This window comes from Bacillus sp. FSL K6-3154, assembly GCF_040869395.1.
Taxonomy (GTDB): domain Bacteria; phylum Bacillota; class Bacilli; order Bacillales; family Bacillaceae; genus Bacillus; species Bacillus safensis.
Map to the genome: position 1 here is coordinate 2,157,887 of NZ_CP152033.1, position 15,001 is coordinate 2,172,887.

Sequence of the window (15,001 nt, forward strand, 5' to 3'; positions counted from 1 at the left end):
TATTTAAAATTTGAAGGAATGTACAAGCAAACCTTTACCACATGCATAGGATGACAAGAGAACATGTGTGAAAAGGAGTGATTAGGTTGGGGGAATTGAATGAATCTGATCTAAAAAAACCAGTTGTCAATGTACTAGATTTTGGCGTAATTGCTGACGGGAAAACGGATTGCACAGCTAAGCTCAATGAATGTTTAGAGTGGACAAAAGCACAGGGATATTCCCATATCTGGCTGCCGAGCGGCACATATTTAATCGATGCGGTGTACAGAGGTGATCCATTTTTTCCTTTCCGAGGTGCAGGTATACGGGTGCCAAGTCATATATGCATTGAGATGGCGTCAGACGCTGTAATAAAGGTAAAACCAAATGATTCATGGGGATATGCAGCTTTTTATATAGGAAAGGTTGAGCATGTGACCATTCGAGGCGGGCGTATTGAAGGGGATCGTCATGAGCATGTATACAAGCCGCTCCCCGCTGAACGAAAAACCCATGAATGGGGCTTTGGGATATGTATTGAAGGTGCCTCCCATGTAGAGGTCAATCATGTCCAAATAAAAAATTGTACGGGAGACGGCATCATTGTCAGTCCCCACGGTTTGTTGACAGAGGGGGAACCATACTCGCCTGCTGCATCTATTGATATTTCTGGCTGCACCATCACAGATTCGAGACGCAACAATATTTCGATTACAGGCTGTGATGGGGTTATTGTGGAGGACTGTCTCTTGGAAAGAGCAGGAGTAAATGGGGTCGAGCCAAGAATGGGTATTGATATTGAAGGCTATGGAGAAAATGCCGTTAATATGGAGGAGCCTCTGAATATTCAGATTCGCAACAACATCGTCAGAGGAGGTGCAGCGAGCTCCATCTATAACTTTAACGGTTATGGTGTGATCATTGAAGGCAATCATACAGATAGCAGTATCTCCTATGGCTTCTCCACCGAAACGATCATTGCCAACAATATGATTCGTGCAGTGGGAGGAGGTGTGACAAAAGCAGGGATTACGAGCTTAGGCGTCTCACTTGGTCAAACGGAAAACAATGTGGTGATTATTGGCAATATGATTGAGGGGTTTGAAAAAGGGATTGATGTGAGGGGAGACAGTGTTCACATTACAGGCAATAAGATTAGTCTTTTTGAAGATGCGGCTGTGTCCGTTTATATGGCGAATCGTATTCTAATAGAAGGAAACCATATTGAATCAGGAACGAATACCGGAAAAAGAAGCGCCTCGCTGCGTATCTATCAATCGGATAGTGTCGTCTTTTCAAACAATACGGTCTACTCTGTAATCGATGCGGCCGTGGTGAGAGGAACGAATATTCTCATCCAGCACAATCAATTCAAAGAATTCAGCAGAGGCATCTGGGTGCAGGAAGGGGAAGTCGGGATCAACGGCAATCACTTTATTCAAGAAGGACACCCGGAGCTAGATTCTTCGTATACGATCAGTGTCACTGAAAATGCAAAGGCTTTCATCTGGCAGAATCGCTTTAAACACTATCAAAACTACGCTGTATACAGCAGCACGACGGGGGCATTAGAGATTAAAGATAATTCCTTTGAAGAAACATCCTTATATGTGGTGATGTATATTAAAAATGGTTCGCCACAAATTGGAGATAACCGTTTCTATTTAAATCGATCGATCGGACAGCCGACGGCGATCTTTATTGACCAGGCCGCCTCAGCCCGTGTGCTGCGCAATAACATCATCAATCTATCTCCTCAAAAAGCGATTGCTGTCCGCACCGCAAATTCCACTCATTCTGTCATCGCTCACAACATGCTGGAACGCAGTCAATTGTTGACACATACCACAGATCGGCTCATCGGAAATATTGAGATTGATACACCATCATGAGCGTTTGAAATCCCTTATTTTGGAGGTTCAGAAGGCGGTTGACAATCCTGTAAAAAGGGCATATAGTAATAATTATTTTTCATTTTTCGCAACATTTGCCCTTTTTTTATTAATAAAACCGATTAATTCAATCAGAAAAATGTATCTTCTAAGACTTCAGTTTGATACATGTAGGATATAGAAAGGATGAAGAACAAGTGTCACAGCCGAAAAGGAAGCTCAAGCTAGGCGTATTCATCGCAGGAACTGGACATCACGTTGCCTCTTGGAGACATCCGAATGCAGTACCAGATGCAGCCATGAACCTAGATTATTTTAAACAATTAGCGAAAAAGGCAGAGGAAGGAAAGCTGGATTTGCTCTTTTTAGCTGACAGTTTATCCATTAATCAAACCTCTCATCCGAACGTATTAACGAGATTTGAACCGCTCACGCTGCTTTCATCGATTGCTGAGTCTACTTCAACCATTGGTTTAGCAGCAACAGCATCCACTACATACAGTGAGCCTTTCCATATTGCAAGGCAGTTTGCCTCCCTTGATCATTTATCAGGCGGAAGAGCAGCATGGAATGTGGTCACATCTTCTATTGAAGAAACAGCGAAAAATTTTAGCGGAGAAGAGCATTTAGCACACCATAAACGATATGAGCGTGCAGAAGAGTTCGTCGAAGTCGTCAAAGGTCTCTGGGATTCTTGGGAGGAAGACGCCCTTGTCAGAAACAAGGAAACGGGAGAATTCTTCGAATCTAGTAAGCTTCATGAGCTCCAGCACAAAGGTGAGTTCTTCTCAGTAAGAGGTCCTCTCAACGTATCACGCACGCCGCAAGGGCAGCCCGTGATCATTCAAGCAGGATCTTCTGAAGATGGCCAAAAGCTTGCAGCAAAAACAGCAGAACTCATTTTCACTGCACAAAACGATCTCGATAAAGCGAAGGAATTTTATCAAAGCTTGAAGGGGAAAGTAGAGGCTGCTGGCCGTGCTAGAGAGGACGTCAGCATCATGCCGGGTATCTTCCCGATCATTGCTGATACAGAGGAAGAAGCCCAAGCGAAATATGAAGAATTACAGGAGCTGATTGTTCCTGAGATTGGACTGAGCATTCTGCAAAATTACTTAGGCGGGATTGATCTGTCTCAGTATCCTTTAGACGGGCCGCTTCCAGAGATTGATCCGAGCACGTCAAATGCGGTGAAAAGCCGTTTTGATCTCGTGATGAATATGGCGAGAAAGGATAACCTGACCATTCGCCAGCTTTATCAATCGGTTGCTGGCTCACGCGGTCATAATATTTTCATTGGAACGCCGCAGCAGCTGGCAGACGTGATGGAAACATGGCTTCGTGAAGAAGCAGCAGACGGCTTTAATGTCATGCCGCCGCTCTTGCCAGAAGGGCTGGATGTGTTCGTAGACCGCGTCGTCCCAATCCTTCAGGAACGAGGCTTATTCAAAACCGATTACACAGGACAAACCTTACGAGAAAATCTTGGATTAACAGAGCCAAAAAATCGCTACACGACATAAGGGTGAGGTGACTAACGTTGGGATACACGTTTCGTCTGGCAACAGAGGCAGATATAGAGGCGCTGCTTGAACTGACAACAAGAGCCTACGAGCCAATTCGTGAGCTAGGCATCCAGTTCCAAGCAGCACATGCTGATTTCGCTCTCGTTCAGAAAAATGTACAAAAGAATCTTTGCTATGTGATGGAAGAAAACGGAGAGCTTCTATCCACCTTATCACTCCGTATGCCTTGGGGAGAGCAGCCAGGACCATTCGGCGTCCCTCACATCTGGTGGTTTGCCTCAGAACCAGCTGCCAAAAAAGGCACAGGCTCAGCCTTGCTGGAATGGGTTGAAACCGAAGTGCTAAGGGATACACTGAAGGTGCCGTACGTGTCGCTCGGTACAGCTGATAAGCATCCATGGCTCATAGAGATGTATGAGCGTAAAGGCTACGTCAGAGCAGGTGAAAAGGATTTAGGCAAAGGTCATATCACGGTTTATTTCAAAAAACAATTAAGATCAGATATCACACAACCATAAGAGGAAGAAGGGTTTACAAACATGAAAAACAAAAAGTGGCTAGTCGTTCTATTTGCAGCAATGCTGGCAGTTTTAGCAGCTTGCGGCGGCAACAATCAGAGTGAAGGCAAAGACGAAAAGGTGTTAAAAGTAGGCGCTACAGGACAAAGCTATCCGTTTGCTTATAAAGACAATGGCAAGCTTGTAGGATTCGATGTTGAAGTAACAGAAGCCATTGCGAAAAAGCTTGGCTACAAACTAGACTGGCAGCTGAGTGAATTCAGCGGACTGATGGGACAGCTGACGTCTGGTAAGCTCGATACAGTGTCAAACCAAGTTGCCATCACAGACGAGCGTAAACAAACATTTAACTTTACAGATACGTACGCTTACGCAGGAACACAAATCATCGTGAAAAAAGACAACAACGACATCAAAGGTCTTGACGATTTAAAAGGAAAAACAGTGGCGGCGGTTCTTGGCTCTAACCATGCTAAAAACTTAGAGAGCAAAGACCCTGACAAGAAAATTAAGATCAAAACATATGAAACGCAAGACGGCGTATTAAATGAAGTGGCAAATGGCCGCGTAGATGCTTATGTCAACGGACGCAGTGTATTACTTGCTCAAATTGAAAAAACAGGTCTGCCGCTGAAAATCGTAGGCAACCCAATTGTGTATGAAGAAGTAGGCTATCCATTTGCGAAAGATAAAAAGCATGACAAACTAAGAGAAGAATTTAACAAAGCCATCAAAGAATTAAGAGAAGACGGGACACTTAAGAAATTGTCTGAGAAATATTTCAAAGACGATGTCACAGTGCCAATTAAAAAATAACGACAGCGGCGGTGAAGAGCAGACATGAACAAAATTGATTGGCAGTATATGGTGACGGTGTTTCCGACATTGCTTCAATACTTGCCGATAACGATCTTCATGGCGATTGTCTCCATGGTATTTGCCATTATCATTGGTGTGGTATTCGCTCTCATTACGAAAAACCGGATACCTGTTTTATACCAATTTGCCAAGCTGTATATTTCTTTCTTCAGAGCGGTTCCAACCTTGGTTCAGCTCTTTCTCATTTATTTTGGTCTCCCGCAGCTATTCCCTGCGATGACCTCAATGGATGCTTTAACAGCGGTCATTATCGGATTAAGTATTAAAAACTCAGCATACTTAGCAGAAATTTTCAGAGCGGCTCTGAACTCAGTGGATGAAGGGCAGCTTGAGGCATGCTTATCTGTCGGTATGACAAGATGGCAGTCTTACGTTAGAATTATTTTCCCGCAGGCCATTAGAAATGCAATTCCAGCGACGGGGAATACCTTTATCGGTCTTTTAAAAGAAACATCTCTTGCCTTTACGATTGGTGTGGCAGAAATGTTTGCACAAGGGAAGATGATTGCATCGGCGAACTATAAATACTTTGAAACCTATTTAGCCGTAGGGATCGTGTATTGGGTGATGACGATCATTTATAGCTTCCTGCAGGACCTGTTTGAACGAAAAATCAGCAAACCTTACCGGAATTAAGGAGGTGTGGACATGATCAAGCTCACCAATTTGAAGAAATCATTCGGCGACCTTGTCGTCTTAGACGGAATCAATCTCGACGTGAAAAAAGGGCAGGTTGTGGCCATTATCGGACCTTCTGGCTCCGGTAAATCCACCTTGCTGCGCTGTTTAAATTTATTAGAAACACCTGATGAAGGCACGATTGAAATTGGCGATGCAAGGCTCGATGCGTCCAAATATTCACGTAAAGAAGCTCATCACCTGCGTCAACAAACGGCCATGGTGTTTCAAAACTATAATTTATTTAAAAACAAGACAGCACTGCAAAACATAACAGAATCACTGCTTGTGACGAAAAAAATGACGAAGCAGCAGGCGAATGAAATCGGTATGAAACTGCTGAAGCAGGTAGGGTTAGAGCAAAAGGCTGACAGCTATCCAGTCACATTATCTGGCGGACAGCAGCAGCGGATTGGGATTGCCCGCGCGTTAGCGGTTGATCCACATGCGATTTTGCTGGATGAACCAACGTCAGCGCTTGATCCAGAGCTTGTCTCAGGTGTGCTTCAAGTCATTAAATCCATTGCGATTCAAGAAACAACAATGATTATCGTCACACATGAAATGGCATTTGCAAGAGAAGTGGCAGACCATGTGATTTTCATGGCGGATGGTCATATTATCGAGCAGGGGACGCCAACTGAGCTATTTGATGAAACAAAGAATGAACGAACGAAACGATTTATCCAAAAAGAAGCAGCGGCTGAAGAAGCATAAGCTGCTTTTTATTCTTTAGAGGGGTGAGTGTCTAGTGAAATCAATAGGAAATGAAGCTTTAAACAAACGTTTGATCAACATTCGCCGAGCGCTTCATGAGCATCCAGAGCTGGCGTTTGAAGAATATGAAACGACAAAGAAACTGCGCCACTGGTTAGAAGAGGAAGGGATCACTGTACTTGATATCCCAGCCCTTCAAACAGGCGTTGTCTGTGAAATCAAAGGAGAACAAGAGGGGCCAACAATTGCTTTGAGAGCCGATATTGATGCACTTCCGATTGAAGAGGCATCTGGCGAACCATTTTCTTCAAAGGTACCGGGTAAAATGCATGCATGCGGTCATGATTTCCATACAGCTTCTATTTTTGGCGCGGCTCTTTTATTAAAAGAGCGGAAACACGAGATCAAAGGAACGGTGCGTATTTTGTTCCAGCCGGCTGAGGAAGTTGCTCAAGGGGCGAAACACGTCATAGAGGCAGGCGTTTTAGATGGAGTCGATGCGATTTTCGGTATGCACAACAAGCCTGACCTGCCAGTTGGCACGATTGGCATCAGAGAAAAAGCATTGATGGCGAGTGTGGACCGGTTTGAAATCGATATTAAAGGAACGGGTGGCCACGCCGGTATTCCAAATCACACGGTAGACCCCATAGCCATCAGCGGGCAGATCACAAGCGCCCTTCAGCAAATCGTCAGCCGCCGCATCAGCTCCTTGCATCATGCGGTTGTCAGTATCACACGTATCCAAGGCGGTACATCATGGAATGTCATACCCGACCGTGTTGAGATGGAAGGAACCGTTCGGACGTTTGAGCCTGAAGTAAGAGCGATGATTCCGGAGCTTATGAAACAAATCGTCAGTGGAATTGCAGAAGGATTTGGAGCAGAGGCTGAAGTAAGATGGCATCCTTATTTGCCATCTGTCATGAATGATGAGCGTTTGACAAAGGTAGTAGAAGAAACGGCTGGCTCACTTGACTTACATGTCGTGCAGGCAGAGCAGTCACCGGGCGGAGAAGATTTTGCTCTTTATCAAGAACGCATTCCAGGCTTTTTTGTATGGATGGGGACTAGTGGTACGAAGGAGTGGCATCACCCTGCGTTTACATTAAATGAAGACGCACTTCCAGTTTCCGCTGCCTTCTTTGCTGAGCTTGCCGTACGGGCATTGGAGTCTCGATCATGGAATTAACAAAACATCTGGCAGAAGCAGTGCTTTCTGCTGATCCGCTGCAGGATGAGCGGGCCATTCAAATGGCTAGAAATGGCCTGTTAGACGCTGCAGCATCAGCGCTTGCTGCGAAAGAGGATGAAGGGATCCAAAAGCTGATGCAGCTTGTTGAACAGGAAGGCGGAGCCGCTCAGATTCCTGTCATTGGACAAGGAAAGAAGGTGAGCCGCCAATCTGCAGCAATGCTGAATGGCTACCTCATCCATGCCCTGGATTATGATGATGTGCACTCAGATGTGAGAGGACATCCGAGCGCAGTCATCATTCCAGCGCTGCTATCACAGCTGACAGACGGCAAAGGGTATGGCGAGCGGTTTTTAGCTGCCTACATCACAGGTGTTGAAGTGATGGCAAGACTTGGCGAATCGATCGGTAAGGCGCATTATGAGCGGGGCTGGCATAATACAGGAACACTCGGAGCCATTGCGGCAGTGTGTGCGATTGGCTATTTGAAACAAGTCTCCAAGGAAGAACTGACGAAAGCAATCGGCTTTGCCGGAGCGCAATCAGCCGGAATGCGAAAGCAATTTGGCTCTGATATGAAACCATTACAAGCCGGCTTAGCTGCTAAAACAGCCGTTTGGTCTATGGATTTAGCTTGTTCAGGTTTTGGCGGGAATGACTCGGTTCTTGATGGCGCGCTTGGTTTCTTTTCACTCTATGGAGATCTGGAACTTGCGAAAAGCCGTTTGCTAGAGGGCTATGGTTCTACATGGCGTATCGTTTCGCCGGGGCTGTGGTTCAAAGTATATCCATTCTGCTCAGCAGCCCACCATGCAGCAGATGCGATCCAATCCTTAATGAAAGAGCGGTCTTTCTTGCCGGAGCAGGTAAAACAGGTCGATGTCATATTCCCGCCAGGCGGAGATGCAGCGCTTATTGAGCGGACACCTTTAACCGGGGAAGAAGGACGATTCAGTGTCGAATATGTCATCGCACTTGCAGTGTTTGGACAGACGCTTACGCTGGATGCCTTTACGAAAAAAAACATTCCATCAGACATGCGGACATGGATGAAGCGGGTAAACAGAGGATATGATCAAACGACAGTACCCCATCCCGATGCTGTCCCAAAAGGACGCTTTACGATTGTGAAGCTCACCTTAACTGACGGCACCACCATGAGCAAGCGGGTTGATATTCCGCAGGGAGCACCAGGCTGTGCGTTATCGAAAGAAGACATCATACAAAAGTTAAGCAGCATCACAAGCGCATCTCAGGCACAGCAGATTTTACAGGCGGTTGAAGAGGAAAATGACACTGCTTATTTGAAGTTGCTGGCATGATAAAAAAGCTCATCGATATAGGGGACTGACCCCATAAGATGAGACAAATAAAAAACACCTTCAAGTTTGAAAACGGATCGTTGTAATCCGAAATAAAACATGGAGGTGTTTTTTCTATGGGGACAAGAGTGAGTTATCCGGTTGAAGTCAAACAGAAGGCTGTAGAAATGAGATTGGCAGGCGTATCAATGAAAGAGATTTTGCGGGAATTGAATATCAAAAATAAAACGCAGGTTCAGACATGGGTGAGGTGGCATAAGGCTGGGGATACACACCGGTTCGAACAGCCTGTTGGAAAACAATATACCCATAGAAAGGGTCCCGAGTACTCTTCCGAATTAGAGAGACTGCAGGCAGAAAATCGCTATCTGAGTCAACAGAATGAAGTTTTAAAAAAGTACAACGAATTGGAAAGGAAGTTGATAAGGAAACGTCAATCAAACTGGTAGAAGAATTGTGCAAAACGATGACAGTACAGGACATCTGTGTCCATTTAGGCGTCTCACGCGCTTCGTACTATAGATGGAAAAAGAATCTGAATCAGAATCATTCTAAAAGACAACTAGAGAAACAAATCGGCACGTTGTGCCGAGAGCACAAGTATCGATATGGATACCGAAAAATCACAGCCTTACTAAAAGTGAGAATGCGTATTAACCATAAAACTGTTCAACGTATCATGCAGAAAAACCAGTGGCAGTGCCGGGTTAAAATGAAAAAGCGTAAGAAAAATGGGCAGCCCTATGCTGTGGCTGGTAATATACTGGATCGGAACTTTCAGTCTGATCGCCCTCTTGAAAAACTAGTAACGGACATCACGTATTTGCCTTATGGACAGAAACAATTGTACCTTTCCAGTATATTGGATTTATATAATGGAGAAGTGATTGCGTTTACGATTGGTGATAAGCAGGACACAGACTTTATTTTAAACACACTTGATCAGCTCCCAGCACTGCCTGAAAACTGTGTGTTACATAGCGACCAAGGTTCTGTGTATACATCTTACGAGTATCAGAAAGCTGTTCATATAAAAGGCATTACCATGAGCATGTCCCGTAAAGGGACGCCCGCTGATAATGCCTCCATCGAATCGTTTCATTCCTCGCTAAAGTCTGAAACGTTCTATCTTAACAGTATTGATCGAACTACGACCACCATCGTAGAACGCACTGTCAAAGAATACATTTATTATTATAACAACATTCGTATTCAAACAAAACTAAACAACCAATCACCGATCAACTATCGGCAATTGGCTGTATAAAGGTGTTTTGATCCCTGTCTCAAAAACGGGGGTCAGTCCCATAGTGATGAGCTTTTTTAAATAGATCTATCCTATAACTGTCAGGAAGTTCTTTCTGTAAATATATGCAAATGACGCTATCCTATTTCAACTAACATCTTGACCATCTTCTGCAATGCCATCATAAAAAAACCTCATGTGATTCACCGCAGTATTAGTTCTTTCAAAAAGTATGAATAAAAGATGACCAAACGATGATAAGTTCATAAAAACAGTGGGAATCCAATTGAGATTTGAAAGGGAACATGTAAAATAAAGCTACATAAAGAAAAACAATGGTAGCAGCGGAGGCTGATCATGAAAATATTAATGATTGAAGATAATCAGAGCGTTTGTACAATGACGGATATGTTTTTTCAACGAGAGGGATTTCAAGCGGAATTCGTTCATGATGGATTAGAAGGATTGAATCGCTTTAAGCAAGAGGAGGATTGGGATCTGCTCATTTTAGATGTCATGCTTCCTTCGATGGATGGTCTGACCATTTGTCAAAAAGTGCGCCAGATCAGTGACATTCCGATTATCATGCTGACAGCCAAGGAAACCGAATCTGATCAGGTGCTTGGTTTTGATCTTGGGGCAGATGATTATGTGACCAAGCCCTTTAGTCCACTAACCTTGATGGCAAGAATTAAAGCGGTGAAACGACGCTTTGCTCATACAACGACTCAAGAAAAGGTGAATGAGGGCGAACGGCTGGAGACAGCACATTTTCAGTTGGATAAAAAAACGAGGGAAGTTTTCCTGGATGGAGAGCGAATAGAGAACCTCACACCGAAAGAATACGATCTGCTGTGCTTTTTTATTCAGCATCCTCGGCAAGTATTTTCACGAGAACAATTGCTTGAGCAAATTTGGGGATACCAATTTTATGGAGATGAACGAACGGTAGATGTTCATATTAAACGGCTGCGTCAAAAAATTGGGGACGGGCCTAAGCCCTTTTTGTATACAGTATGGGGCGTAGGGTATAAGTTCGATGAAGATTAAATATTTTTATCAGCTGCTGATCAGCCACCTTGGGTTATTGCTCATCGCCATTGTCATTATCAGCACCCTTTTATCTCATTTTGTGAAAGATATTGCCTATCAAAACAGAGTGAATGAAATGAGCTCCTATGGGAATGAAATCTTGCAAGATTATAAACGACTCCCTAAAAGCGAGATGACCTTTCGTCTGCGGCCATTTGAAGATATTCTTTCGACGAGGCAAATTCGTTTTTTCGTGTTTGATGAAAAAGGAGATATTCTGTCTCAGCAGCAAGTGATGCCGCCGCATGAAGTATTATTGACAAAGGATTTATGGGCCAAACTCTCAAAAGGAGAGCAAATCATTGTGAAGCGAAGTGATTCACGCCGCCTTGATCAAGAGGCATCACTTGTGGCGCTCCCTGTCATGGAGGATGGAAAGCTAAAGGGCGGAGTTGTCCTTATTGCCCCGATTCAAGGCGCTGAACAGCTCATCGCCCAAATGAATCGTTATCTGTATATCATCGTATTTGTGGCGCTGACGATCACCTTTATTCTCAGCCTGTTCCTGTCTAAATTTCATGTGAACCGCATCAAAAAGTTGAGAGAGGCGACTGAAAAGATTGCGCAAGGTGATTACAACATCAAGCTTGAAAACAAACACCTTGATGAAATTGGCACACTTGGTGAGGATTTTAATATGATGGCCAAGCGTCTTCAGCAATCAAGAGAGGAAATTGACCGGCTCGAAAAGCGCAGACGTCAATTCATCGCAGATGTGTCTCACGAATTGAAAACACCGCTGACCACCATTCGAGGACTGGTGGAATGGCTGAACACTGCGGATGTGTCAGCAGAAGAGAAAGAGAAATGCTATGCCTTAATCACTGATGAGACAAAACGTATGTTGCGCCTCGTCAATGAAAATATGGATTATGAGAAAATTAGATCGAATCAAATTACCCTTCAGAAATTTCATTATCCACTCATTGACACATTTGAAGTGATGAAAGAGCAGCTGAGCCGAATCGCCGAAGAGAAAAACAATCAGCTGATCGTGGACGTTGATCCCGAGCTAAAGGTTTATGCAGATTATGACAGGCTCATTCAAATACTTGTCAATATCACAAAGAACGCGATTCAATTCACAGAAGACGGCCGTATTTACTTAAGAGGAAAACAAGAAAATCAAGAGACGATCATCGAAGTGGAAGACACAGGCATTGGCATTGCGCCAGACGAAGTCAAACACATATGGGAACGTTTTTATAAAGCGGATATCTCAAGAACGAATACACCGTATGGAGAATACGGATTGGGCTTGTCTATCGTGAAGCAGCTTGTGGACCTGCATGAAGGGCATATTGATATGAAAAGTGAAAAAAACAATGGAACGACATTTACCATACGACTGCCGTTTCCAAAAGAAAAAGGCTAAAATGAAGTTCATCTTAGCCTTTTTTGGTGAATCACCACTTATTCATTTTTGGTAAACGTCAACCCAATATGAGCAAGTGCCTGCGGCAAGTCTTTCCGGATGGTGATGTCTTTAAACGATATATTGGATTGAATCGCACTTAAAGCAAGGTCTTGCTTAATACCTGTTAAAACTGCCGAAATTCCTAAAAGTCTCAGCGTTTGTGCGTAGCTGACCAAATATTGAATGCTTTGTTCATTCAGGCTTTTGGTTCCCGATACATCAATGACCAAATGAGAGAGCGACAGCCTGTAGCTTTCCTGTAAAATGGTTTCTAAAATATGCTGAGCACGTGTCTCTTCGATATCACCAAGCAGAGGAAGCACAGCGACACCGTCAACAACTGGTACGATCGGTACAGACAATTGCCGAATTTGCCGGTTGGCACGGTCTAGTTCGAGGACATAGCTTAATAATGAAGCCATCGTTTCAAACATATACACATGCTCTTCTGTGAACTGCTTCGGCCTCAAATCAAGTCCGCAAATCGTTCCGTAGTTCGTCCCATCTGTGAAATTAATGGGAACTCCAATAAACGAGCCGCCTTGAAGATTTTTCGTAACCTCTAAGTATTTAAAACGGTCATCCTTCGAAATGTCAGGAATCACAAGTGTATCCCGATGATCGACCACAAGCTTGCAAAATGTCTTTTCGTAAGGAAGTTCTTCTCCTTCTTCAAGAAGCTGCTCGTCATGATTTAGCACCTTTACAATTTGATTGGTGTTTTGATCATTTTTAGCAATAAACAGTGTATTCACATCAATGAATTGACTCATCATGTTTAAAATACTAGTAGAAGCATCATGAAAATTGCGAAACTGTTTTAATAGTTGTTGACGAGGCATTGTTTTAGGACTCCTTGTAGCTCCGATCATAGGCCGGAACGGATAGTTGATTTGTCTCTATAATACAAAATCAAACAAGAAATAGATACACTTTAATGCGCAAAAACACTCTGATCGTCGAGATGAAAAAAGACTGCCGATCCAAAGATCTGGCAGCCTTCTGATTAAAGAGAGACAGGGACAGTAGACATAGAGAAAAATTCCTCATACAAGGCTTGAACAGCTTCTTTTTCTTGAGCCGCTTTGACGCCAAACATCATGCTGACCTCTGAAGAGCCTTGATTGATCATTTCAATATTGACCTTGGCTTTTGACAGCGCCTTTGCCGCTCTTGCTGTTGTGCCAACATTATGACGCATCGCTTCTCCTACAACCATAATCAGCGAAAGATTTCGCTCTAAAACGACCTCATCTGCATCAAGCACGACCTTCAAGCGGTCTAGCAGCTCCTCTTCGATATGCTGCTCCTCCAGCTGATCCTGACGTAAAATAATGGTCATATCGTCAATGCCAGAAGGAACATGCTCATACGTAAGCCCATACTCTTCTAGTGTTTGCAGCACCTTTCGTCCAAAACCGACTTCTCTGTTCATCAAATATTTACTAATGTAAATACTGCAAAATCCATTGTCTGAGGCGATTCCAACAACAGGTCCATTTGTATGGTCCCGCTGATTTACGATTTTTGTCCCTTTTGCCGACGGGTTGTTGGTGTTTTTAATCTGAACCGGAATGCCTGCACGGAAGGCAGGAATAAGTGCTTCATCATGGAACACAGAAAAACCAGCATAGGACAGCTCGCGCATTTCCCGGTATGTCAGCTCTGTAATCTCTTTCGGTTCATGAACAATCGTTGGATTGACGGCATAGACAGCATCGACATCTGTAAAGTTTTCATATACATCTGCCTTCAAACCGTTCGCCAAAATGGAGCCGGTAATATCGGAGCCGCTTCGCGAAAAGGTGACGATGTCTCCCGAGAGACTAAAGCCAAAAAAGCCAGGGAATATAATAATGCCAGAGCGCTCTCTTAATTTGTACAAATGATCATAAGACTCCGGCAGAACTTGTGCTTGGCCAGGCTCATCGCTCACAAACAAACCAGCTTCCTTTGGATTCACATAATGAGCTTCCACACCTTGGTGGCGGAAATAGGCGGCAATGAGCTTAGCGTTATTGTCTTCACCGCTTGCTTTAATGGCATCAAGATAGCACTCAGGGCGGGATGAATCAGCCTGTAATAATGTGTCTAAATCTTGCCTGATGGTATCGATAATGTCTTGACCTAATCCGAGTTCATCCGCTATTGAGGCATACCTCTCAATGACTGCTTCCTTTAAATCATGTGCTTCGCCTAAACGTAAATATTGTTCACCGCAGCTAATTAATAGATCGGTGACCTTTGTATCCGTTGAATGCCGTTTTCCTGGTGCGGAAACAACGACTGCTTTTCGAGCTGGATCTGCTGTTACAATGTCAAATACCTTTTGCAGCTGCTTGCCAGATGCAAGTGAACTGCCACCAAATTTAACGACCTTCAATGCATACATCTCCTATAGTAAAAATTTTCTCACAAATTGAATAGTTCCTATTATCAACTCTTTTCTTTAAATTATCAAGGTTTTTCTTCACTAGAAATACAAATGTGTTTACAGAGAGGACGATATTGTATGAGTATATGAAAAAAGAGCCGGC

13 protein-coding genes are annotated in these 15,001 nt (G+C 43.8%); 11 read left to right on the plus strand and 2 right to left on the minus strand.

Annotation, left to right across the window (positions count from 1 at the left end):
* The first annotated feature begins 86 nt into the window (after window positions 1–86).
* The 11 genes from MHH61_RS11030 (at window position 87) to MHH61_RS11080 (ending at window position 12,422) form a co-directional block, all read left to right on the plus strand.
* Complete coding sequence (locus tag MHH61_RS11030; protein WP_125587086.1) at window positions 87–1,874, plus strand: right-handed parallel beta-helix repeat-containing protein; 1,788 nt, start codon at window positions 87–89, stop codon at window positions 1,872–1,874.
* A gap of 197 nt (window positions 1,875–2,071) precedes the next feature.
* Complete coding sequence (locus MHH61_RS11035; protein WP_034283773.1) at window positions 2,072–3,397, plus strand: LLM class flavin-dependent oxidoreductase; 1,326 nt, start codon at window positions 2,072–2,074, stop codon at window positions 3,395–3,397.
* Window positions 3,398–3,414: 17 nt separating this feature from the next.
* Window positions 3,415–3,918, plus strand: coding sequence for a GNAT family N-acetyltransferase (locus MHH61_RS11040; protein ID WP_024427303.1), 504 nt, complete (start codon window positions 3,415–3,417; stop codon window positions 3,916–3,918).
* Window positions 3,919–3,939: 21 nt separating this feature from the next.
* Window positions 3,940–4,734 (plus strand): amino acid ABC transporter substrate-binding protein, encoded by a 795-nt coding sequence (locus MHH61_RS11045; protein ID WP_024427304.1) that lies wholly within the window; start codon window positions 3,940–3,942, stop codon window positions 4,732–4,734.
* Window positions 4,735–4,758: 24 nt separating this feature from the next.
* Entirely contained in the window at window positions 4,759–5,433 is a 675-nt protein-coding gene (locus tag MHH61_RS11050; RefSeq protein WP_024427305.1) for an amino acid ABC transporter permease, read from the plus strand.
* A gap of 12 nt (window positions 5,434–5,445) precedes the next feature.
* Complete coding sequence (locus MHH61_RS11055; protein ID WP_025093644.1) at window positions 5,446–6,192, plus strand: amino acid ABC transporter ATP-binding protein; 747 nt, start codon at window positions 5,446–5,448, stop codon at window positions 6,190–6,192.
* Window positions 6,193–6,226: 34 nt separating this feature from the next.
* A complete protein-coding gene (locus MHH61_RS11060) occupies window positions 6,227–7,384 on the plus strand; it encodes an amidohydrolase (RefSeq protein ID WP_034622943.1) in 1,158 nt (385 codons plus the stop codon).
* Entirely contained in the window at window positions 7,375–8,709 is a 1,335-nt protein-coding gene (locus MHH61_RS11065; RefSeq protein ID WP_024427308.1) for an MmgE/PrpD family protein, read from the plus strand. Before MHH61_RS11060 ends, MHH61_RS11065 begins: the two co-directional genes overlap by 10 nt.
* A 116-nt stretch (window positions 8,710–8,825) precedes the next feature.
* Window positions 8,826–9,976, plus strand: a protein-coding gene (locus MHH61_RS11070; protein ID WP_149125678.1) for an IS3 family transposase whose coding sequence is annotated in 2 segments (ribosomal slippage) — window positions 8,826–9,099 and window positions 9,099–9,976 — 1,152 coding nt in all. Because the reading frame shifts where the segments join, the coding sequence is not laid out codon by codon here.
* Between the two features lie 336 nt (window positions 9,977–10,312).
* The gene (locus tag MHH61_RS11075; protein WP_024425529.1) at window positions 10,313–11,005 is read left to right on the plus strand and encodes a response regulator transcription factor; all 693 of its coding nucleotides are present in this window, start codon (window positions 10,313–10,315) and stop codon (window positions 11,003–11,005) included.
* A complete protein-coding gene (locus MHH61_RS11080) occupies window positions 10,995–12,422 on the plus strand; it encodes a HAMP domain-containing sensor histidine kinase (protein WP_034622940.1) in 1,428 nt (475 codons plus the stop codon). The genes MHH61_RS11075 and MHH61_RS11080 overlap by 11 nt, the downstream gene beginning before the upstream one ends.
* Window positions 12,423–12,460: 38 nt before the next feature.
* Here the strand turns inward: MHH61_RS11080 and MHH61_RS11085 are convergent, their stop codons facing one another.
* Both MHH61_RS11085 and MHH61_RS11090 read right to left on the minus strand, forming a co-directional pair.
* Entirely contained in the window at window positions 12,461–13,306 is an 846-nt protein-coding gene (locus MHH61_RS11085; protein WP_025093640.1) for a GAF domain-containing protein, read from the minus strand.
* A 164-nt stretch (window positions 13,307–13,470) separates the two neighbouring features.
* Window positions 13,471–14,847 carry an aspartate kinase gene (locus MHH61_RS11090; RefSeq protein WP_041116670.1) on the minus strand — a complete coding sequence of 459 codons (1,377 nt, stop codon included), beginning with the start codon at window positions 14,845–14,847 and terminating at the stop codon, window positions 13,471–13,473.
* Between the last annotated feature and the right edge of the window lie 154 nt (window positions 14,848–15,001).